Here is a 20773-nt window from a genome sequence, read left to right on the forward strand (position 1 = left end):
ATGGCCTGGACCAAGGAACAGATGGCCGAGCGCGCCGCCGGCGAGCTGCGCGACGGCTTCTACGTCAATCTCGGCATCGGTCAGCCGACGTTGGTGGCGAACTACATCCCCGAGGGCATGGACGTCTGGCTGCAGTCGGAAAATGGCCTGCTCGGCATCGGGCCGTTCCCAACCGAAGAGACCGTCGACCCCGATCTGATCAATGCCGGCAAGCAGACCGTCACTGCCCTGCCCGGCTCGAGCTACTTCGACAACGCCGAGTCCTTCGCGATGATTCGCGGCGGCCATATCAATCTGGCGATTCTGGGCGCCATGCAGGTCTCGGAACGAGGCGATCTCGCCAACTGGATGATCCCGGGCAAGATGGTCAAGGGGATGGGCGGCGCCATGGATCTGGTCGCCGGCGTGCAGCGGGTGGTGGTATTGATGAGCCACACCGCCAAAGGCGAACACAAGATCCTGGAAGCCTGCAATCTGCCCCTGACCGGCGTCGGCGTGGTCGACCGCATCATCACCGATCTGGGCGTGATGGATGTCACCGACAACGGGCTGGCACTGACCGAACTCGCGCCCGAAGTGACACTCGAAGAGATTCGCGAAGCCACCGGCTGCGCGCTGATCGACAAGCGGGAGACGGCCAATGCCTGATACCAACGCTACCGCCATGCGCGATGTTGTCATCGTCGCCGCCACCCGCACGCCGATCGGCACCTTTCAGGGCGGTCTCGCAAGCGTTCCCGCCGTGACCTTGGGCGCGACCGTCATTCGCCGCGTGCTCGATGGCATCGATCCGGCGGGCATCGATGAAGTGATCATGGGCCACGTGCTGCGTGCCGGGTTGGGCCAGAACACGGCGCGCCAGGCGGCGATCGAAGCCGGCCTGCCCGATAACGTGCCGGCGATGACCGTCGACAAGGTCTGCGGCTCGGGGCTCAAGGCCGTCCACCTGGCCGTCCAGGCGATCCGTTGCGGCGATGCCGACGCGATCGTCGCCGGTGGCATGGAAAGCATGAGCCTCGCGCCCTACGTGCTGCCGAAGGCGCGAACCGGGCTGCGCATGGGCCACGCCGAGCTCCTCGACAGCATGATCAGCGACGGCCTGTGGGACGCCTTCAACGACTACCACATGGGCATCACGGCGGAGAACGTGGCCGCGCAGTGGGGCATTTCCCGCCAGCAACAGGATGCCTATGCCGCCGAATCCCAACGACGTGCCTCGAAAGCGCGAGAAGCCGGCCGTTTCGATGCCGAGATCACGCCGGTGAGCGTGCCGCAGCGACGCGGCGACCCGGTCGTCGTCGACCGTGACGAGCAGCCGCGCGACGGCGTTACCGCGGAATCCTTGAGCAAGCTCAAGCCGGCATTCTCCAAGACCGGCAGCGTGACCGCCGGCAACGCCTCATCGCTCAACGATGGCGCCGCCGCCCTGCTGATCATGAGTGCCGAGCGGGCCGCGAAGCTCGGTCTTCCAATCCTGGCGACCCTCCGTGCCTACGCCAATGCCGCCGTCGATCCGGCGACCATGGGTATCGGGCCGGTACCGGCGACCCGACGCTGCCTGAGACGGGCCGGCTGGAAGATCGACGACCTGGACCTGATCGAGGCCAACGAGGCGTTCGCTGCCCAGACGCTGGCCGTAGCCCAGGATCTGGGCTGGAACCAGGATAAGGTCAACGTCAACGGCGGTGCCATCGCCCTGGGGCATCCGATTGGCGCCTCCGGCGCGCGCATTCTGGTAACGCTGTTGTACGAGATGCAACGCCGCGACGCCAAACGCGGCCTGGCGACACTCTGTATCGGTGGCGGTCAGGGCGTGGCGACGGCAATCGAGCGGAACTGATGCCCGCCTTTGCATCGCCCACCTCGGCGCTGCCGGATTGAAACCCTGAAAACACGAAAAGGCGCCGTGGACGGCGCCTTCCGGTATGACGAGACCGAACCGCGTTCAGCGTGGATAGCGCTGCGTCGCGGCTCTTGTCAGTTCGGTGATTCCTGCCCAGTCCTCGTTGTCGATCAGCGACTTCGGCGCCATCCAGGAGCCGCCGACGCACATCACGTTGGGCAGTGCCAGATAGTCGGCGGCGTTGTCCACGGTGACGCCGCCGGTGGGGCAGAACTGCGCCTCCGGCAGCGGGCCGCCGAAGGACTTCAGTGCCTTGGCGCCGCCGTTGGATTCTGCCGGGAAGAACTTGAAACGGCGATAGCCATACTCCCAGCCGGTGACGACTTCGGAGACGGTGGCGACGCCCGGCAACAGCGGCACATCGCTGGCGATCCCGTACTCGAACAGCGCCGGGGTGGTGCCGGGCGTGACCACGAAGTCGACGCCGAGCTCCTCGGAAATCCGATACTGGTCGATACTGAGCACGGTGCCTGCGCCGACGATCGCGTCCGGCAGGGCTTCTCGAATGCGCTTGATCGCATCGACCGCACAGTCGGTGCGCAAGGTGATCTCGAGAACGTCGAGACCGCCGTCGACCAGTGCCTTGGCCAGCGGGACGGCATGCTCGAGACGTTCGATGACCAGCACGGGAATGATGGCGCTGGAGCGACAGATCGCATCCAGGCGATCGATATGAGACTGAGGCAGTCGTTGTTCGGATGACATATCGAGATGGCTCCTTTGAAGGGTTTCGGCGCCTCTCCCGGCTTCGATCAGGCACGGGAATCGGGCAGCCGCGAGCGGCGCTAAGGCGCCCAATAGAGGGTCAACGGGCAGGTCAGGAAGGCTCGAATCGGCAGCTCGCGAGCATCGTCGCCACTGAGAGCCTGGGCCAGCACCGCCTTCTTGGCATCACCGACCAGATGCAGCGCGTGACGACGGGCATCGTGCAGGCGGGCCGCGCTCAACGTGATGCGCGGCTGGGAAACGCTGGGCGCTCTAACGGCGACGACGCTGTCATCGGTGCTCAAGGCCAACGAGAGCTCGCCGCTGTCGGGGAATAGTGATGCCGTATGCCCATCGTTGCCCATGCCCAGCACGACCAGACTGGCCGGCCACGGTAACGTTGCCAGGCGAGCGGCAACTGCCGCCACGCCCTGCTCCGGCGTCGCATCGGACGTTGTCAGCGAATGAAAGGTCGCGGCAGCGGCCGGCCCGACCAGCAACGTGTCCCGGATCAGGCGCGCGTTGCTGTCCGGATGGCTCTCTGCCACCCAGCGCTCATCGGCCAGCGTGATATCGACCCGCGACCAGTCCAGCGGCTGTTCGGCAAGACGCTGCAAGAACGGTAGCGGTGTCGAGCCCCCGGAGACGACCAGCAGCGCCCGTGGCTGGCTGGCGAGATCCGCCGTCAATGCCTGAGCGGCGGCGACGGCCAGCTGCGCGCCGATCTGCTCGCGGGCGTTTTCAGTAGTCTTCATACCAGGAACGACCGTCCTGCGTGATCATCGCGATCGAAGCCACGGGCCCCCAGGAGCCCGCCGGATAGCGACGCGGCGGGATATCGCGCTTTTCCCAACCGGCGATCAGTTGATCGACCCATTTCCAGGCGTATTCGACCTCGTCGCGGCGCACGAACAGGTACTGCTGCCCCTTCATCACTTCTAGCAGCAGGCGCTCGTAGGCGTCAGGAATCCGCTCCTTGGGGAAGGCGTGGTTGAAATCCAGATGCAGCGGACCGGGGCGCAGACGCATGCCCTTGTCGAGCCCGCCGTCCTTGGTCAGTACCTGCAGCGCAATGCCTTCCTCCGGCTGCAGCCGGATCACCAGCTTGTTGGCGGCGAGATTGCGCTGGTCCGGATCGAAGATGTAGTGAGGCTGCTGACGGAAGTGGATCACGATCTGCGACAGCTTCTCCGGCATGCGTTTGCCGGTACGCAGATAAAACGGCACCCCGGCCCAGCGCCAGTTGGCCACTTCGAGCCGCATCGCAACGAAGGTTTCGGTGGTGCTGGACGTATTGGCGTCCTCTTCGTCGAGATAGCCCGGCACGCTCTCGCCTTCCATGGTGCCGGCGACGTACTGCCCGCGGACCACGTGGCGGTTGAGATCCTCGCCCTCCAGCGGCTTGAGTGCCTTGAGCACCTTGACCTTCTCGTCACGAATGGCATCCGCATCGAGATTGGCCGGCGGATCCATGGCGAGCATGGTCAACAGCTGCAGAAGATGGTTCTGAACCATGTCGCGCAGCTGGCCGGCCTTGTCGAAATAGCCCCAGCGCCCTTCGATCCCCACCTGCTCGGCCACGGTGATCTCGACGTGGGAGATCTGACTCTGGTTCCACTGATTGCCGAACATGGGGTTGGCGAAACGCAACGCGATCAGGTTCTGGACCGTTTCCTTGCCCAGATAGTGATCCATGCGGTAGATCCGAGATTCCGGGAACACGGCACCGATGGCATCGTTGATCTCGTGCGAGGACTCGAGGTCGTAACCGATCGGCTTCTCGACCACCACGCGCGATTCGCTGTCCAGGCTGCCGCTGCGCTCGAGATTGGCGCAGATCGCGCCGTAGATGCTCGCGGGCACGGCCAGATAGATCGTCAGCGGACATTGGGAATCCGGGCTCTGGCCGTGCCAGTCCCTGATCTTCTCGTAACCGTCGACGGTATCGAAATCGAGTTGCGTGTAGTCGAGTCGCGCCAGAAAGCGATCAAGACACGCCTGTTCCAGCTCCTTGCCCTTGATCCGCTTCTTGAGCGTGGCGAGCACCGTACTGCGAAAACTGTCGGCGTCGTGCTCGCGCCTTGCCAGTCCCAGAATGCGCGTATCGGTACCCAGCAGACCATCGCGATCCAGATGATAGAGCGCCGGGTATAGCTTGCGCAGTGCCAGATCGCCAAGCGCACCGAACAGCGCCAGGTCCACGTTGGGCGTTGCCTCTCGAGTCATTGCCTCCCTCCGCCAAAGTCGTTAACTTACGAACAAAATACGCCATCCAGGCATGGTTTGACATTCAACTTCGTAACTAAATTACCGCCACCATCTCAGTATACCGCGCGAAAGATGACCGAGCGTGCCTGGCCCGGTTCCGACGCGGCTTGGCGCTGCTGTCGCCAGAGGCTAGGATGCAGGGCTTGTGTCATGAATCACCCGTCATTCCGCCGCAAGGAGATGCCCCGCAACCATGGCAATGCACGATCTCATCGACCGCATTCGTTCGCGGGTCGACGACCTGAATCGCTCGGAGCGCAAGGTCGCCGACGTCATCCTCCAGGACCCCAATGCGGCGATTGGCATGAGCATAGCCACTCTGGCACAGGCTGCCACGGTGAGCGAACCCACGGTCAACCGTTTCTGTCGTAATTTCGAAACCAAGGGCTATCCGGATTTCAAGATCCAGCTGGCCCAGAGTCTGGCCGGCGGAACGCCCTACGTCAGCCGCAGTGTCGAGAGTGACGATAACGCGACGGCCTATACCGACAAGATCATCGGCGCGACCATCGCCGCGCTGGATGGCGCCCGCCGCCAGATCGATCCCAAGCGGATCGAACGCATCGTCGACCATCTGTCTCAGGCGCGTCAGATCAGCTTCTTTGCCCTGGGTGCTTCGGCGCCGGCCGCATTCGATGCGCAGAACAAGTTCTTTCGCTTCAACCTACCGGTCGGCGCTTACAACGATGTGTTGATGCAGCGAATGATCGCGGCGGCGTCCCATACCGGCGACGTCATCGTCGTGATCTCCTATACCGGGCGTACTCGCGAGCTGGTCGAGGTCGCCAAGGTCGCGCGTGACAGCGGTGCGCTGGTCATCGGCATCACTCGCGACGGCTCGCCGCTGGCCGAGGTCTGCACCGAGATACTGCCGGTCGATCTGCCTGAAGACACCGAAGTCTACATGCCGATGAGCTCGCGCATGATCCACATGGCGTTGATCGACGTCCTGGCAACCGGCGTGACGCTCCGCCGTGGCGAGTCGTTCCTGCCCCATCTCAAGACGATAAAGGAGAGCCTGCGGCCGACCAAATTTCCGCCGAAGGAAAAGTGACGGCGGCAAGGCTTCGGCCGTCGACTGGCCCGGTGTCGACTTCAGCCTACAACCAACGCGCGGCTTAAAACCCAAGCCGGAAAGCGGTTATCATGAGCGCCTTCAAAAATATCGAGGCCTTAACCCATGCGCTGGCTGCTTGCCCTGGTTCTGTTGGTCGCCTGCTCGGCCGCCAATGCCGCCGAGACCTTCCGCTTCACTGCCATTCCCGATGAAGACCAGTCACGCCTGGTCGAGCGCTTCTCCAAGGTGGCCGATTATCTCTCGGAGCAGCTCGGCGTCGATGTCGAGTACGTTCCCGTCACCTCCTACGGCGCCGCGGTCACCGCCTTTCGCAACGATCAGGTGCAGCTTGCCTGGTTCGGCGGATTGTCCGGGGTCCAGGCACGCCAACTGGTGCCCGGGTCGCAGGCCATCGCCCAGGGCAAGGAAGACGCCGCGTTCGTGAGCTACTTCATTGCCAATACCGCGACCGGCATCGAGCCGGAGCAGAACGAACTGCCGGAATCGGTCAGCGGCCACTCTTTCACGTTCGGCGCCAAGACCTCGACGTCCGGACGCCTGATGCCGGAACATTTCATCCGTCAGCGCTTCGACAAGGCCCCTGAAAAGGTCTTCTCCCGCGTCGGATTCTCCGGCGATCACTCTCGCACCATCGCACTGGTCGAGTCCGGCACCTATGACATCGGCGCCGTCAACTTCACCGTATGGCAGGCTGCCGTCGAGGAAGGCCGCGTCGATACCGACAAGGTCGAAGTGGTCTGGGAGTCGCCGACCTACCCGGATTACCAATGGACGATACGCGGCGACGCCGATGCGCGTTACGGCGAGGGCTTTACCCAGAAAGTGCAGAAGGCGCTGCTCGACATGACCGACCCGGCGCTGCTGGAGAGTTTTCCGCGCTCGGGCTTCATACCCGCCAGCAATGATGACTACGCCCCGATCGAGTCGGTGGGAAAATCCATCGGCGTACTGCGCTGAGGCTCCATGCCATTACTGACGTTCGATAGCGTCGACCTGGGTTACGGAACCCAGGTCGTGCTTCCAGGGCTGACGCTATCGCTGGAAGCCGGCGAGCGCGTGGCGCTACTGGGTCAGAGCGGTGCCGGCAAGTCGACGCTGCTCGCCGAGATTCGCCGCCGCCTGGGCAACGCTGCCGCCTGGTGTCCCCAGGGGCACGGGCTGGTGCCACTATTGTCGGTGTATCACAACGTCTATATGGGGCAGCTGGAGCGCCACGCCGCGCTGACCAACCTCGTCAACCTGCTGAAACCCCGACGCGAGGCGTGGCAAGCCATCGACGCCGTGACGCGCGAACTGGGTCTCGAAGGCCTGCTCCGCCGCCCGGTAGCGCAGCTCTCGGGTGGGCAGCGCCAGCGCGTGGCGATCGCCAGAGCCTTCTTCCAGGGACGCGAGATATTCCTTGGTGACGAGCCGCTGGCCAGCGTCGACCCTCATCAGGCGCTGCGGCTGCTGGACCGCATTCAAGCACGGCACACTTCCAGCATCATTGCGCTGCATCAGCACCGGTTGGCGCTGGAATATTTCGACCGAATCATCGGTCTGCGCGACGGCCACGTCGTGCTGGACGCGCCGGCGCGCGAGCTGACACTCGCACAGCTCGATGCGCTCTACCCCGATGCCGGGAAAAATGCCGGTACCAGCCCCCCCGGACATTCTGACCGCGAGGCCAGGCTAGAGACCTCGCCATGAGCGCAGCACCCGGCCTGCTGCGGGGTGACAGCCCCGGATTGACACTCGGGCGCCGTTCGCTGGCGCTGATCGGGTTGTGTCTACTGCTGCTGCCCTTCGCCGATCTGCGAATCATTGCCGTCGATCCCTGGGGCGAATTATCGCGCATGGCCCAAGGCTTCGCCTGGCCTGACTTCCTCGCGTTGGAAAACCCGTTACGCGCGATTGCGCTGACCGTGAGCGTCGCGCTGTGGGGGACCTGCATCGGTGCCATGCTGGGCTTTCCGCTGGCACTGCTGTTCCATCGTTCACGCCTGATACGCGGCTTCTGCGCGTTCGTGCGCGCCATTCACGAACTGTTCTGGGCGCTGCTGTTCATTCAGGTATTCGGGCTCTCCTCGATCACCGCTCTCGCGGCGCTGGCGATTCCCTATGCCGGCATTTTCGCCAAAGTCTATGCAGAGATTCTGGAACTTGCGCCGAAATCCCCGACCGATGCGCTGCCTGCCGGCACCGATCGCCTGTCCCGATTTCTCTACGCCGAGCTGCCGCTGGTCTGGGAGCGCCTCGCCAGCTATACCCGCTACCGGTTCGAATGTGCCATGCGAGCCAGCGTGCTGCTCGGCTTCGTCGGACTGCCGACGCTCGGCTTCTATCTCGAGAGCGCTTTCCGCGAGGGCCGTTTCTCCGAAGCCGGCGCGCTGCTGTGGATCTTCTACGCGCTCGTCGCCACCTTGCAGTGGTGGGGAGATCGCCGCCTGCTGCTGCCGCTGTTGATCGGCGCGCTGTTCTTTCTCGGGCCATGGCCTGATGTCGATGGCAACCTGCTGTGGCGCTTCGTCAGCCACGATCTATGGCCTGCACCGCTACTCGATGGAGATCTGGTCGGGCTGGGCTCCTGGCTCGCCAGTCTGCCCGACCTGCTGCCGGCAGTCGGCAACACGCTGCTGCTGGCACTCATGGGGACCGTCGGCAGCCTGATACTGGCCCTGCTGCTGTGGCCCTTGGCCAGCCACCACTTCGGTCGTCCGTGGCAGCGCATTGGCGGACGACTGATGCTGGTCGTGCTGCGCTCGACGCCGGAGCTGATGCTGGCGTTCATCTTTCTGCTGATGCTCGGACCTTCGATGCTACCGGCGTGGCTGGCACTGGCACTGCATAACGGTGCCTTGATCGCCTTCCTGGTGACGCGCCACGCCGACGGTCTCAAGGTCGGCATGGCGGATCTTCCGGCTTCCGGGCGCTACGCCTACGAACTGCTGCCGCGGCTCTACCCCAATCTGCTGGCGCTGATCTGCTATCGTGCGGAAGTCATCATGCGCGAGACCGCCCTGCTCGGGATGCTGGGCGTCGCGACGCTGGGCTTCTACATCGATTCGAGCTTCCAGTACCTGATGTTCGATCAGGCCTTTTTCCTGCTGCTGGTCACCGCCGCGCTCAACATCGCCATCGACGCGATCTCCCGTCGCTTCCGGCCGCGCGAGGCTCCGCTCGACGATCCGTGCAGCCGCTGAATCACGCGACGCGATCTCCACGGCTTCGGCCTCTCATGTATCTGAACCGTACGCCTCCGAGCCCGGAGACTGGTTTTTCGACCGCTGCCCGAGAGTATTTAATCTGTATCAAGTCCTGTCGGGAAAACCGGCGTTAGGCTTGTCGGGCCTTCGGGATCGTCCTCCCAGGGTGCGCCGGACCCCGGTTCGGCGCTTTGACGCCCTCCTGTTGGTGAGGGGCGCTACCCTTCAAAATGCATAAAGCTTGCACCGCCTGGGGCTTCTTTTTCCGTTATGATGCGTAAAGTTGTGGCAATACGGATCGTTGAAACGACGCAATGACGGACCTTTACCTACAGGATTGGCGAGCCTGGACGCCCCATCGGAAGACCGCTGGGGAGTGCCGCCTCGACACCCGTGAAAAACCTGCCGGCGCGGCCGTACCGTCCATGTTGCGACGGCGTCTCAACCTGCTCGGACGGGCGGTTTGCGACATGCTCGCGACCCTCGATTCCGGTGCCGACAGCATCGTGCTGCACGCTTCACGTCACGGCGACGGCGAGCGAACGCTGGAGATGCTGTACGGTCTGAACGACGGTGAGCCGCTGTCGCCGGCACGTTTCGGACTGTCGGTGCACAACGCCACGGTGGGGGTCTACTCCATTGCCAGCGGCAATCGGCGCAGCCAGCAAGCGGTTGCCGCCAGCGGCGGCGAGTGGGCGGCCCTGATGGCAGAGGCGCGCGGCTATCTCGCCGATGGCCAACCCAGTGTCATCATCGTCTTCAGTGACCAGCCCGTTCCCCGGCGCTTCGCCGCCTACGCTCCCGAGTCGTCTTCCGCCGCCGTCGTTCTTCGCCTGGGCGGAGATCCGAATCCCGGCGCCCGGCGACTCTTGGAGACCTCTGTCGAGCTCGAGCTCGAGACAGCGACGCTGCAACCCCTCGATATCATCGATTGGCTGATGGACAGCCGTCGGGTCGTGGCTTGCCCCTTGAGTCGTCGCAGTTGGCAACTTCCAGCCGTTCGGCCATGATCCGCGGCCTGAGAGGCCATGCGCATCGCGGTGGCGTCTCAGGATACCGATATGAGAGTCTCGCCTTCGCCGCAGGTTTGCGGCAACGCGCTCGACACCGGGATCGAGCGTCAGCCATTGATAATGAATGACAAGGACGATCAAGACAGATGACAACGACAGCGCTGGAACACGAACTCAAAGAGATGATCATCGAGACTCTGGAGCTGGAAGATGTCACACCCGATGACATCGACCGCGACGAACCGTTGTTCGTCGAGGGACTCGGGCTCGACTCCATCGACGCGCTCGAACTGGGTCTCGCGCTGCAGAAGCGCTACGGCATTACGCTGGAATCCGAAGCGGAGTCCTCCCGCCAGCATTTTGCCAACCTGAAAAGCTTGGCAGCCCTGGTTGAATCGCGTCGCCAGAAATGAAGCCGGGGGCGTCTTGATGTCGTCAGCTATCAGCTCCGGTCGCCATCGCCTTCTCTGGCTGGCCGTGGGCTTCGTGGGCCTGCTGTGGCCGCTGGTGGTGCATTTTCTGCTGCCGCATTACGGGGCCTGGCCACTACTGATCGCGCTTGCCGCCATCGCCTGGTGGCGCCTGCCTGCGGGGCAGCGCCGCTGGGGCTGGGTTCTGCTGCCACTGACCCTGGTGCTGATGGCCACCGACAGCGCGGAGCTCGGCCTTCGGCTGTGGCCGGTCGTGGTGAATCTCGCGCTACTGCTGGTCTTCGCCCACGGGCTGCGCCATCCGCCCACGCTGATCGAGCGTTTCGCCCGCCGCCAGGAGCCGGATCTGCCGCCCCACGCCGTGCGCTATACCCGTCGGGTCACCCAGGCCTGGTGCGTGTTCTTCGTGCTCAACGGCAGTGTCGCCCTGGCGACCGCGATCCATGCCGATCTCGATGTCTGGGCGTGGTACAACGGCGGGATCGTCTATGGGCTCATGCTCGCCATGTTTCTGGGCGAATGGTGTATTCGCCAACGGGTCAAACGTCGGGCGGAAGAACACCGGGACGGAGCCCTTCAGGGCGATCATCATGAAGAAAAGGCGCGTCATGACGTTTCGTGAATTGACCGAACGCCCCTGGCGTCATCGTTCAGCGGCAGAGGTCTTTGCCTGGATCCCACCGGCGGGCGCTGCGCCAGCACGCTGGTTCACCGTCGGCGAGTGGCACGCGCGAATCGGGGCGTGGCAGCAACATCTGCTCGACACACCCAACGAGAGCGGCATCTGGCGGCTCTTCGAGCCGGACCCGATCGAATTCAGCGCGGCCCTGATCGCAATCTGGGAACGCGGCGAGCGGGTCGTACTGCCGGCGGATAATCAGCCGGAGACACTGGCGAACCTGCGTGCTACGGGTGTCGCACTGGGAGCAACCCCCCCGGCGCATGAAGACGACGCGCCGACAGAACTGCCGAGTCGCCCCCCTCGCTGGTCCTCGCGGTCACTGCCCGACATCGCCGTTTCGCTCTACACCTCCGGCTCCAGCGGCGAGCCGCAGAGACTGGACAAGCGCTTCGATCAACTGGATGCCGAACTCGCCACCCAGGCATCACTCTGGCCCCTTCGGTCGCAGCTGGTGGTCAGCCAGGTCAGTCATCAGCACATCTACGGGCTGCTGTTCTCGATTCTGCGTCCACTGTGCGAGGCGAGCCCATTCGCGGCACAGACCTGCCGCTACCCGGAAACCCTGCGTACCTGGCTGCAGAGCAGCCGGACGGCGGGGCGTCGGATCATCCTCGTCAGCGCCCCACCCGCGCTGTCACGCCTGCCCGAGGCGCTCGACTGGAAACCGGTGAGCGCCGCGCTGGAGACGATCTACAGCTCCGGCGCGCCACTCTCGAAAGGTGCCAGCGATCAGGTCCATGAGCTGCTCGGCAAGCCCGTTCACGAGGTCTACGGCAGCTCCGAGACCGGCGGCATCGCCTGGCGCATTCAACGACACGGCCCGGACTGGATCGCCCTTCCCGGCGTCGACGTGCGCCATGACGAGGACAACCGCCTGTGGCTGCGCTCGCGCCATCTGGCGTCGCCGGATCAGTGGCAGCGTCAGGCCGACAGGATCGCGCTGACAGAAGCCGGATTCGAGCTGCTGGGCCGAGCCGATCGCATCGTCAAGATCGGCGGCAAGCGGATCTCGCTGACAGCGATGGATCGGGCGCTTGCCACACTTCCGGGCGTCGAGCGGGCACGAACCTGGACACTGCAGCGTCGAGAACTGCGTCTGGCCGCGGTCATCCAGCTGACGCCGGGCACGATGCCCCACGACCACCGCCACCATCGAGCCATGGTAAAACGGCTGCGACGGGGGCTTGCCGCGCATTTCGAAACGCCGGCGCTACCGCGTTACTGGCGCTTCGTGGATCACTGGCCCACCAACACCCAGGGCAAGTTGAGCGCCGAGATCCGCCAGCGTCTGTTCCGGGATCTGGAGGACCGACGCGCGCCGCGCTGGCTGGGCGAGCATCCGCACCAAAACGGCTGGAAGATCACGCTGGAAGTTCCGGAGCGCTGCGCTTTCGTCGATGGACACTTCGACGGCCAGCCTGTGCTGCCAGGTATTGTCCTGGTGCAATGGGCGATGCAGCAGGCGCGCCGACTGTTCGCGCTGAGATCCGATTTTGCCGGGCTCGAACGCCTGCGATTTCCCCAGCCCCTGCTGCCCGGCGACCGCTTCGAGATGACGCTCGATCATCGTCACGGCGACGCGAACGAGAGCCTGCGCATCGACTGCGATAGCCAGCGCGGAAAGCACGTCACCGGGCGCATCGCCCTGGTGACCCGGCAAGAGTGGGAGAGGTAGCGGATGTCGAACGACAACAGCGCCCGTGTCGCGGTTCTGGTTCCCGTCTATAACCATGCCGAGGCCATCGGCCACACGCTGGAGCGGCTCCGGCTGCTGAGCCTACCGTTCATTCTGGTCGACGACGGTAGCGACGCGCACTGCGCCGAGGTGCTGGAAAACCTGGCCGAGTCGGACACGGTGGATCTGGTCAGGTTGCCGGTCAATCGTGGCAAGGGCGCCGCCGTGAGAGCCGGACTGGCGCGGGCTGCCGAGCGCGGGCTGACTCACGTGCTCCAGGTGGATGCCGACGGCCAGCACGAAGCCACCGACCTTCCTCCTTTCGTCGAGGGGCTTGGTGCCGACGACGAGGTGCTGAGGATCGGCTATCCACGTTTCGACGCCAGCGTGCCACGACATCGCTTCTATTCCCGCTATATCACCCATTCGCTGGTGTGGCTGGCAACGCTCTCTTTCGATCTTCGCGATACCATGTGCGGGGTCAAGCTCTACCCGGTTTCCGCCGTCAATCGATTGGTCGCCGAACATCCCTGCGGCGACCGCATGGAGTTCGACAGCGAGCTACCGGTGCGCTGGCACTGGTGGGGGGGCGCCATCGCCAATCTGCCGGTACGGGTTCGCTATCCGATCGACGGCGTCTCCCATTTCAAGCTGTGGCGAGACAACGTTCTGCTCGCCCGCATGCATTTCCGTCTCGTGATCGGCATGTGCCGACGCCTTCCCCATCTCTTGAGCCGCCGCCAGGAAACGCTTTCATGACACCGATCAGCAGCAATCCCAATCACTGGTCGAGAATTCGCGAAACCGGCACTGCCCGTGGCGTCCGCACCATGGTCTGGATCCGCCGCAAACTGGGCCGGCTGCCGTTTCAGATCATGCTGACGCTGGTGATCGTCTACTACTATATCGCCCACGGTCTGCATCGACGTGCGTCCCATACCTACCTGACCCGGCTGTGGCAGCACCGGCATGGTCATGCACCCGGCCATCTGACCTGGCTGAGCCTGCGCCATTTCCGCAGTTTCGGACAGAGTCTGATGGACAAGATCGATGCCTGGAGCGGCATTCCACCGGTGCTCAGCTTCGAGGGCGACACGCGTGAGCGTTTTCGCCAGGCGGTCGTGGGTGGACGCGGGGGCATCATGCTCGTCTCCCATGTCGGCAACATGGAGATCTGTACCGCCATGAGCGACATGCAGGATGACTTCCAGGCGACACTGCTGATGCATACGCGTAACGCCAAGCAGTTCGACGAGGTACTGGCGCGCTCGACCCATCGCGAGAATCCGCCAGAGATCATCGAAGTCAGCGAGATCACGCCCTCGACGGCGATGCAGCTGGGTCGCAGAATTGCCGAGGGCGGCTTCGTCGTCATCGCCGCCGACCGGGTGCCGATCAGCGATAGCGGACGCGCCCGGACGCTGCCGTTTCTGGACCATCCGGCACGATTCCCGGAAGGGCCGTTCTGGCTGGCCAGCCTGCTGCGCTGCCCGATCTACACCATCGGCTGCTTCCGCGAAGCCACCAGCTACCGGATCGATTTCGATCACTTCGACGACACCAGCGAACTGAGCCGACGGGATCGTGCGGCATGGATCGACAGCGCCATGCACCGCTATGTCGACTGGCTGACCCGTCAATGCGAGAAGACGCCGTTACAGTGGTTCAACTTCTTCCCCTTCTGGCTGGATTGCGATGACGCCCATGCCGACGCCGACCGCGATCAGCAACGCGAGAACGCCCCCGAAGATCGACACTCCGCCACCTGACCCCCGGCCACACAGACATCAAACCGAAGGATTCGAACATGCCGCTTCGTCGATGGTTGATTACGCTCCTGGTGCTGGTGCTGGTGCCAATGAGCGCCCAGGCTTTCGATCTGGACGATCTGCAACGTCAGCTCGCCGCTACGCCGTCGGTGGCGGGCCGCTTCGAACAGCAGCGCGAACTGGCGGATCTCGACAGCTCGTTGACCAGTACCGGCACCTTCGTCTTCGAGCGCGGCAAGCGCGTCGTCTGGGAGCTGAAAACCCCGGTCCAGGAGCGCATCGAACTGACGCCCCAGGCCATCACCGATGGCAGCGGCGAGACTGCGCCGCCGGGCGGCGAACAGGTCGCCCAGCTGTTTCTGCAACTGCTGGAAGGCGACTGGCAGGCGCTGGAATCCCGCTTCACGCTGCAACTGTCCGGCGATCAGGACGCCTGGCAGGTCGCGCTGACGCCAAAAGAGGCGGCACTGCGTGAGCGCATCGCCGGAATCACCCTTCAGGGGGACCGCACCATCGATCATCTCGACATGCGCACGCCCGATGGTGACCGGCTCAAGGTTCGTCTGTTCGACCAGCACCCGCTGAACGGCGCATGACCCGCGCCAACTATCACCGCCTGGGCTGGCTCTGGTTCGCGGTACTGACGCTCTGCACCCTCTGGCTGGGCTGGATGCTACGTCAGGGACTGCCCGCGGATACCGATCTGACCGCCCTGCTGCCCGCCGATCGGCAGGCGCCGCTGGTCGAAAGGGCGGATCGCGAACTGGGGCGCGGTTTCGAGAATCGCTTTCTGCTGCTGCTCGGTGACGACGATCGCGTCGCGACGACCCAGGCACTGGGGAGATCGCTGCAGACGCTGGTCGACGAAGGCCAGCTTGCCGCGATCGACTGGCGCGAGCTGGATCTGGCCGACGCCGATCCGCACGGCTGGATGGGACCGTGGCGCTATCGGCTGCTGACGCCGCAATGGCAGCAGACCCTCGATGACGGCGATGGCCGCACCCTGGTCGAGCCGGCGCTGCGCCGACTGTTCTCGCCGACGGCCCGTCCGGATCCCGTCGCCGACCCTTTCGGCCTGCTGGATGTCTGGCTTTCGAGGTTGCCACAGAGCCCGATCGGCGCCGCCGATGGCCTGTTGACACTGGATACCGGCGATCAGCCCGATGGCCGGCAGTGGAGCGTGCTGATCGGCGAGCTCAAGGGTTCCCCCTACGATCTACCGATGCAGAATGCCCTGCACAGCACGCTTGCGCAGTTTCAGCAGCAGCATCCCGAGGCCGAACTGCTGCGCTCCGGTCTGGTCTTTCACGCCGCCGCCGGCGCCCGTCAGGCCAAACACGAGATGTCGACCATCGGCGCCGCGTCTCTGCTCGGGGTGCTGTTGATCATCGCGTTCGTGTTCCGCTCGCCCCGAGTGTTGCTGCAACTGATGGTCCCGCTGCTGGCCGGATCGCTGTTCGCGTTGACCCTGACCCTGGGGCTGTTCGGCCGGCTCCACCTGCTGACGCTGGCCTTCGGTGCCAGCCTGATCGGCATTGCCATCGACTACGTGCTGCACCTGCAGTGCGATCGCGCCATCGCGGGCCGGGGATTTCGCCTGCGCCGGCTGCTGCCGAGCCTCGTCCTGGGGCTGATCTCGAGCGTCATCGCTTACGTGGCCCAGGCACTGACGCCGATGCCGGGATTACGCCAGATGGCCGCGTTCGCCGCGTTCGGACTGATCGGAGCCTGGCTCACCGTGGTGCTGTGGCTGCCTCGCTTCACGCTGCACGCCAGCCCGTTTACCGACCGCCTGGCCACCCGATGGTGGCGTCTGTGTCAGCCACGCTGGCAGCTACCGCCGTGGCTCGCCTTGATCGGCGCGATCGCGCTGGTGATCGTCTGCGCCGTGCGCCTGACCAGCGACGACAGCCTGGAACTGCTCAATCCTTCACCAGCGGCGCTGATGCAGGACGAGCAGCGCGTACAACAGCTGCTCGACCGCGATACCGGTAGCCGCTATTTTCTGGTTCAGGCCGAGAACACCCAGGCGCTGCTGGCCCGGCTCGACGCACTGGATGCCGAGCTCGACCGGGCCATCGCCGACGGACTCCAGATCGAGTACCAGTCGCTGGCCGGCTCGGTACCGACGATGGCCGAGCAGCAGGCCAATCTGGCAAGGGTGGGCAAGCTCTATGGCGCGCCGCTGGATGACCTCGTCCAACGCGCCGGGCTGCCGGCCGAAGTCGCCCGGAAAGCCAGAGCCCAGCTCGGGAAGTCGCCGCCCTTGACTCTCGATGACTGGCTCGGCACACCATTGGGAAAGCTTCAGCAGCGGCTATGGTTGGGCCGGACGCCGGAAGGCGGTGTCGCGGCGACGGTGGTCATCTCCGGTGCCCGGGGCGCCGCACCCGACAAGGTCCTGCGCGACCTGGCCGGCGCGCAGGCCGGCGTCGAATATGTCGATCGCGTCGAACGGATCGGCGCCCTGCTCGGCGAGTTGCGCCGCCATACCGCGGTATGGGTTCTGGCGGCGATGACACTGATGACACTGGCACTGATAGGGCGCTACCGCCGCCACGCCTGGCGCGTCATCGTGCCACCCTTCGGCGCCACCCTGATCGTGCTGGCCTCGTTTGCCCTCGCTGGCGTCCCGCTCAACATTTTCAACCAACTGGGGCTGCTGCTGGTATTGGGGATCGGACTGGATGCCGGTATCTTCAACGTGGAGCACGCCAGGAAGCCGTCGGCCTGGCTCGCGATCACGCTGTCGACGCTCACCAGCCTGCTGGCGTTCGGCATGCTCGCCTTCAGCGCCACGCCCGCGCTGCACTATCTGGGTCTGACCTGCCTGATCGGTCTGGCCAGCGTATGGATGCTGGTTCCCTGGGTAAGACCAGTCGATCCCAACCGGACGCAACGACAGGAGATCGAACATGAGTGAAGTCGACCACGATGTCATCGTCATCGGCGCCGGGCCGGCCGGTGCGACGGCTGCCGCTCGTCTGACGGCGGCCGGACGGGACGTACTGGTGGTCGAGCGCAGCCATTTTCCACGCTTTTCCATCGGCGAGAGTCTGCTGCCGCAGTGCATGATCCATCTCGAGGAGGCCGGCCTGCTGGACGCTGTCATGGCCGCCGACTACCAGCCCAAGAATGGCGCCGCATTCACCCGCAACGGTGAAGAGACGGCAATCGATTTCCGCGAGAAATACACGCCCGGCTGGGGCACGACTTTCCAGGTCGAACGCGCCGACTTCGATCAGCGGCTGATCGAAGGTGCCCGCGACCAGGGCGCGAAGGTCGAATTCGGCGTTACCGTCACCGCCTTTCGCCCCGACGAGCGCTGTCCGCAGGTCGATCTCGTCGATGAATCCGGCGATGTCCGTACGCTGACGGCCCGCTTCGTGCTCGACGCCAGCGGCTATGGGCGTGTCCTGGCCCGACTCGAGAATCTCGAGCGCGATGCGCGCCAGGACCCTCGCACGGCGCTATTCACCCATGTCGAAGCCTGCCCGGTGGAACCAGGCCACGATCGCGAAAAGATTCTGATTGGTGTCCATCCTGAAGATCCCGGCATCTGGTATTGGCTGATTCCGTTTCGAAATCAGCGCGCCTCGGTGGGCATGGTCGGCCAAACCGATCGCATCCATGCCCATGGCGCCACTCCGGCAGCGCGATGGCAAGCGCTGATCGATGCCGAACCCCGCTTCCGCCAGCTTCTCAATGGGGCCCGCCCGACCCGGCCGGTGGGCGAGCTATGCGGTTATTCCGCCGATGTGACGCAGCTGCATGGCCCCGGCTATGCGCTGCTGGGCAACGCCGGGGAGTTTCTGGATCCCGTATTCTCCTCCGGTGTCACCATCGCCCTGCGCTCGGCCAGCCTCGCCGCACCGTTGGTGGAACGGCAATTGGCGGGGGGAGACACCGACTGGCACACCGAGTTCGAGGCTCCGCTGCGCGAAGGTATCGAGACGTTCCGTGCCTTTGTCGATGCCTGGTACGACGGTCGCCTGCAGACGATCATCTTTCATGCCGATGCGCCGAGCGACATCAAGGCCCGCATCAGCGCGATCCTGGCAGGGTACGCATGGGACCGAAGCAATCCGTTTGCCAGTGCCTCGCGCCGCCATATCGACACCCTGGCGGCGATCTGCGAGATGCGGACAGCCGCATCGAACCATTCCGGAACCGACGACCCCGATACCGACCTGCCCGCGGAGAGCCGATCGTGATGCGCCAGTTGTCTCCCCGCCTGCTGGCGTGCTGTCTGATGCCCTGGCTGGCACTGATGCTGGCCGCCTGCAGCCTGACGCCACCGGCCTCGCCGTCGCCGACGCTGGCCGCGGCGACGACGTCCGATACCTTGAAGAGTCAGCTGACGTTTCAGCCCGAGGATGGCGACGCCCGCACGCTGATCGCATTCATCCGAATCACGCCGGAGCAGCTGCGCGCCGTGCTGATCACGCCTTATGGCCAACGGCTGACGACACTGATTCGAGATGCCGATGGCGCACGCTTCGAAGCCGGGGATGCGCCGGGAGAATCGCCACTGCCGATCCCCCCAGCGTGGCTGGCGTCGCGTCTGGAATGGAGCCTGTGGCCACTGGACGCCCTGCGGCAGTCCTTTTCCGGTAGCGCCTGGCAGGTCGTCGACAGCGCCGCGAGTCGCGACATCCGCTACCGCGGCAAACTCGCCGCGCGCATCACGCCGGTGCCGGACCGCGATCACCCCACCACGCTGGTGCTGGATGATCGGCAGGGCAACTACCAACTGACGATCGCTCCCATGCAAGACGCCAACGAGAAGCAGAACAACGAGCAGGACAACGAAGAACAGGAGAATGCCGAGCCATGAGTGCCGCTTTCGCTTGCCGCCTGTCCCGACCCGGCGTCGTCTGCTCGCTGGGCGACGATCTGGAGACGATCGGTCAGGCGCTTTTCGACGGTGAGCGCGGCCTGACGAGCAGCGATGCCTTTACACCAGGCCATCCGCTACCGCTGGGACGCGTCACCGGCGAACTACCCGACGACAGCCAGTGGCCGAAGGATCATCGCAGCCGAAACAATCGCCTGCTGGCACTGGCACTGAAACGGCTCGAGTCGGAAATCGAGCCGTTGCTGAAACACGTCGCGCGGGATCGGATCGGCGTGGTCATCGGCACCAGCACGTCGGGGATCGGCGAAACCGAGCAGGCGCTGGCCGTCAGCGGCCGGGAAGGAGCGCTGCCCGAGACGTTCGCCTACGCGCGTCAGGAACTGGGGGCACCGGCACGCTTCGTCGCCGAGCGTCTGGATATTGCCGGCCCCTGCTACGCCCTGTCCACTGCCTGCAGCTCCAGTGCCAGAGCGTTGGCCAGCGCCAGACGACTGCTCAAAAGCGGCCAGTGTGACGCGGTGATCGCCGGTGGCGCGGACAGCCTGTGTCGCCTGACGGTCAACGGGTTCATCAGCCTGGAAGCCGTCAGCGACAAACCGTGCCTGCCTTTCTCCCGGCATCGCGACGGCATCAACCTCGGCGAGGCGGCGGCGCTGTTCGTCATCACGCGAGAAACCGGCGGCATTCAACTGGCAGGGGTCGGTGAAAGCGTCGATGCCCATCATATTTCGGCGCCCCGGCCTGACGGCAGCGGCGCGGCCGATGCCATGCGCCAGGCGCTGGCAATGGCCGGACGCGATCCGGCGGAGATCGACTATCTCAACCTTCACGGTACCGGCACGCGGCTCAACGACAGCATGGAAGCGGCAGCCGTGGCGACGCTCTTCGCCACGCCGCCCGGCTGCAGCTCGACCAAGGCGCTGACCGGCCATACCCTGGGCGCGGCCGGCGCGCTGGAAGCGGCATTCTGCTGGCTGGCGCTCGATCAGGGGCGGCTGCCAAGGCATGTCTTCGACGGTGAGCACGACCCCGAGATCGCGTCGCTGCCGCTGGCAACCACCAGCGCGGCACCGGCGCGTCGGCTGCGCCATGCGTTGAGCAACAGCTTTGCATTTGGCGGCAACAACGCCAGCCTGCTGCTGAGCCGAACCGAGTGACGCATCCGAAAAGATTGAGCCACGAATACGAGAACGGAACGTTATTCCT

Annotated in this window: 20 protein-coding genes; 17 read left to right on the forward strand and 3 right to left on the reverse strand. The window is 64.7% G+C overall.

The window, feature by feature from the left end:
- On the forward strand, positions 1-648 hold the full coding sequence (locus DOM36_RS07775) for a CoA transferase subunit B (RefSeq protein WP_110642387.1): 648 nt from the start codon (positions 1-3) through the stop codon (positions 646-648).
- A 16-nt stretch (positions 649-664) separates the two neighbouring features.
- Positions 665-1840 (forward strand): acetyl-CoA C-acetyltransferase, encoded by a 1176-nt coding sequence (locus DOM36_RS07780; protein WP_110642550.1) that lies wholly within the window; start codon positions 665-667, stop codon positions 1838-1840.
- Positions 1841-1945: 105 nt separating this feature from the next.
- On the opposite strand, the gene DOM36_RS07785 is transcribed toward DOM36_RS07780, so the two are convergent.
- The 3 genes from DOM36_RS07785 to zwf form a co-directional block, all read right to left on the reverse strand.
- Entirely contained in the window at positions 1946-2608 is a 663-nt protein-coding gene (locus DOM36_RS07785; protein WP_075568102.1) for a bifunctional 4-hydroxy-2-oxoglutarate aldolase/2-dehydro-3-deoxy-phosphogluconate aldolase, read from the reverse strand.
- Positions 2609-2688: 80 nt separating this feature from the next.
- Positions 2689-3363: a 6-phosphogluconolactonase gene (pgl, locus tag DOM36_RS07790; RefSeq protein ID WP_075568103.1), complete on the reverse strand. Its 675-nt coding sequence runs from the start codon at positions 3361-3363 to the stop codon at positions 2689-2691.
- The gene (gene zwf, locus DOM36_RS07795) at positions 3350-4834 is read right to left on the reverse strand and encodes a glucose-6-phosphate dehydrogenase (RefSeq protein ID WP_110642389.1); all 1485 of its coding nucleotides are present in this window, start codon (positions 4832-4834) and stop codon (positions 3350-3352) included. The genes pgl and zwf overlap by 14 nt, the downstream gene beginning before the upstream one ends.
- A 235-nt stretch (positions 4835-5069) precedes the next feature.
- Between zwf and hexR the strand changes: the two genes are divergently transcribed.
- The 15 genes from hexR to DOM36_RS07870 all read left to right on the forward strand — a co-directional run bounded on the left by hexR (position 5070) and on the right by DOM36_RS07870 (position 20724).
- Positions 5070-5930: a transcriptional regulator HexR gene (hexR, locus tag DOM36_RS07800; RefSeq protein WP_075568105.1), complete on the forward strand. Its 861-nt coding sequence runs from the start codon at positions 5070-5072 to the stop codon at positions 5928-5930.
- A gap of 126 nt (positions 5931-6056) precedes the next feature.
- The gene (locus tag DOM36_RS07805; RefSeq protein WP_110642392.1) at positions 6057-6911 is read left to right on the forward strand and encodes a putative selenate ABC transporter substrate-binding protein; all 855 of its coding nucleotides are present in this window, start codon (positions 6057-6059) and stop codon (positions 6909-6911) included.
- 6 nt (positions 6912-6917) lie between these two features.
- Entirely contained in the window at positions 6918-7643 is a 726-nt protein-coding gene (locus DOM36_RS07810; RefSeq protein ID WP_075568107.1) for an ATP-binding cassette domain-containing protein, read from the forward strand.
- Positions 7640-9136 (forward strand): ABC transporter permease, encoded by a 1497-nt coding sequence (locus DOM36_RS07815; protein ID WP_110642394.1) that lies wholly within the window; start codon positions 7640-7642, stop codon positions 9134-9136. Before DOM36_RS07810 ends, DOM36_RS07815 begins: the two co-directional genes overlap by 4 nt.
- A 317-nt stretch (positions 9137-9453) precedes the next feature.
- Entirely contained in the window at positions 9454-10149 is a 696-nt protein-coding gene (locus tag DOM36_RS07820) for a beta-ketoacyl synthase chain length factor (protein WP_110642396.1), read from the forward strand.
- Positions 10150-10298: 149 nt separating this feature from the next.
- Positions 10299-10565 (forward strand): phosphopantetheine-binding protein, encoded by a 267-nt coding sequence (locus DOM36_RS07825; RefSeq protein WP_075568110.1) that lies wholly within the window; start codon positions 10299-10301, stop codon positions 10563-10565.
- Between the two features lie 16 nt (positions 10566-10581).
- Complete coding sequence (locus DOM36_RS07830; protein WP_110642398.1) at positions 10582-11205, forward strand: hypothetical protein; 624 nt, start codon at positions 10582-10584, stop codon at positions 11203-11205.
- A complete protein-coding gene (locus tag DOM36_RS07835) occupies positions 11192-12940 on the forward strand; it encodes an AMP-binding protein (protein WP_110642400.1) in 1749 nt (582 codons plus the stop codon). Before DOM36_RS07830 ends, DOM36_RS07835 begins: the two co-directional genes overlap by 14 nt.
- Positions 12941-12943: 3 nt before the next feature.
- The gene (locus tag DOM36_RS07840) at positions 12944-13699 is read left to right on the forward strand and encodes a glycosyltransferase family 2 protein (RefSeq protein ID WP_110642402.1); all 756 of its coding nucleotides are present in this window, start codon (positions 12944-12946) and stop codon (positions 13697-13699) included.
- On the forward strand, positions 13696-14709 hold the full coding sequence (locus tag DOM36_RS07845; protein WP_110642404.1) for a glycosyl transferase: 1014 nt from the start codon (positions 13696-13698) through the stop codon (positions 14707-14709). The genes DOM36_RS07840 and DOM36_RS07845 overlap by 4 nt, the downstream gene beginning before the upstream one ends.
- Positions 14710-14747: 38 nt before the next feature.
- Positions 14748-15305, forward strand: coding sequence for an outer membrane lipoprotein carrier protein LolA (locus tag DOM36_RS07850; protein ID WP_110642406.1), 558 nt, complete (start codon positions 14748-14750; stop codon positions 15303-15305).
- Positions 15302-17632: a hypothetical protein gene (locus tag DOM36_RS07855; RefSeq protein ID WP_110642408.1), complete on the forward strand. Its 2331-nt coding sequence runs from the start codon at positions 15302-15304 to the stop codon at positions 17630-17632. Before DOM36_RS07850 ends, DOM36_RS07855 begins: the two co-directional genes overlap by 4 nt.
- Positions 17625-18923, forward strand: a complete 1299-nt coding sequence (locus DOM36_RS07860) for an NAD(P)/FAD-dependent oxidoreductase (RefSeq protein ID WP_110642410.1) — start codon at positions 17625-17627, stop codon at positions 18921-18923. The genes DOM36_RS07855 and DOM36_RS07860 overlap by 8 nt, the downstream gene beginning before the upstream one ends.
- Complete coding sequence (locus DOM36_RS07865) at positions 18923-19546, forward strand: DUF3261 domain-containing protein (protein ID WP_110642412.1); 624 nt, start codon at positions 18923-18925, stop codon at positions 19544-19546. The genes DOM36_RS07860 and DOM36_RS07865 overlap by 1 nt, the downstream gene beginning before the upstream one ends.
- On the forward strand, positions 19543-20724 hold the full coding sequence (locus DOM36_RS07870) for a beta-ketoacyl-ACP synthase (RefSeq protein ID WP_110642414.1): 1182 nt from the start codon (positions 19543-19545) through the stop codon (positions 20722-20724). Before DOM36_RS07865 ends, DOM36_RS07870 begins: the two co-directional genes overlap by 4 nt.
- Positions 20725-20773: the final 49 nt, after the last annotated feature.

Source organism: Salinicola sp. CPA57, from assembly GCF_003206035.1.
Classification (GTDB): domain Bacteria; phylum Pseudomonadota; class Gammaproteobacteria; order Pseudomonadales; family Halomonadaceae; genus Salinicola; species Salinicola socius.

Excerpts from the sequence above, each read along its gene's own strand:
- DOM36_RS07775 (WP_110642387.1), top strand. The coding sequence starts at position 1 with ATGGCCTGGACCAAGGAACAGATGGCCGAGCGCGCCGCCGGCGAGCTG.
- DOM36_RS07825 (WP_075568110.1), top strand. The coding sequence starts at position 10,299 with ATGACAACGACAGCGCTGGAACACGAACTCAAAGAGATGATCATCGAG.
- DOM36_RS07870 (WP_110642414.1), top strand. The coding sequence starts at position 19,543 with ATGAGTGCCGCTTTCGCTTGCCGCCTGTCCCGACCCGGCGTCGTCTGC.
- hexR (WP_075568105.1), top strand. The coding sequence starts at position 5,070 with ATGGCAATGCACGATCTCATCGACCGCATTCGTTCGCGGGTCGACGAC.
- zwf (WP_110642389.1), bottom strand. The coding sequence starts at position 4,834 with ATGACTCGAGAGGCAACGCCCAACGTGGACCTGGCGCTGTTCGGTGCG.
- DOM36_RS07840 (WP_110642402.1), top strand. The coding sequence starts at position 12,944 with ATGTCGAACGACAACAGCGCCCGTGTCGCGGTTCTGGTTCCCGTCTAT.
- DOM36_RS07780 (WP_110642550.1), top strand. The coding sequence starts at position 665 with ATGCGCGATGTTGTCATCGTCGCCGCCACCCGCACGCCGATCGGCACC.
- DOM36_RS07860 (WP_110642410.1), top strand. The coding sequence starts at position 17,625 with ATGAGTGAAGTCGACCACGATGTCATCGTCATCGGCGCCGGGCCGGCC.
- DOM36_RS07810 (WP_075568107.1), top strand. The coding sequence starts at position 6,918 with ATGCCATTACTGACGTTCGATAGCGTCGACCTGGGTTACGGAACCCAG.
- DOM36_RS07835 (WP_110642400.1), top strand. The coding sequence starts at position 11,192 with ATGACGTTTCGTGAATTGACCGAACGCCCCTGGCGTCATCGTTCAGCG.
- DOM36_RS07855 (WP_110642408.1), top strand. The coding sequence starts at position 15,302 with ATGACCCGCGCCAACTATCACCGCCTGGGCTGGCTCTGGTTCGCGGTA.
- DOM36_RS07805 (WP_110642392.1), top strand. The coding sequence starts at position 6,057 with ATGCGCTGGCTGCTTGCCCTGGTTCTGTTGGTCGCCTGCTCGGCCGCC.
- DOM36_RS07820 (WP_110642396.1), top strand. The coding sequence starts at position 9,454 with ATGACGGACCTTTACCTACAGGATTGGCGAGCCTGGACGCCCCATCGG.
- DOM36_RS07830 (WP_110642398.1), top strand. The coding sequence starts at position 10,582 with ATGTCGTCAGCTATCAGCTCCGGTCGCCATCGCCTTCTCTGGCTGGCC.
- DOM36_RS07815 (WP_110642394.1), top strand. The coding sequence starts at position 7,640 with ATGAGCGCAGCACCCGGCCTGCTGCGGGGTGACAGCCCCGGATTGACA.
- DOM36_RS07850 (WP_110642406.1), top strand. The coding sequence starts at position 14,748 with ATGCCGCTTCGTCGATGGTTGATTACGCTCCTGGTGCTGGTGCTGGTG.
- DOM36_RS07865 (WP_110642412.1), top strand. The coding sequence starts at position 18,923 with ATGCGCCAGTTGTCTCCCCGCCTGCTGGCGTGCTGTCTGATGCCCTGG.
- DOM36_RS07785 (WP_075568102.1), bottom strand. The coding sequence starts at position 2,608 with ATGTCATCCGAACAACGACTGCCTCAGTCTCATATCGATCGCCTGGAT.
- pgl (WP_075568103.1), bottom strand. The coding sequence starts at position 3,363 with ATGAAGACTACTGAAAACGCCCGCGAGCAGATCGGCGCGCAGCTGGCC.
- DOM36_RS07845 (WP_110642404.1), top strand. The coding sequence starts at position 13,696 with ATGACACCGATCAGCAGCAATCCCAATCACTGGTCGAGAATTCGCGAA.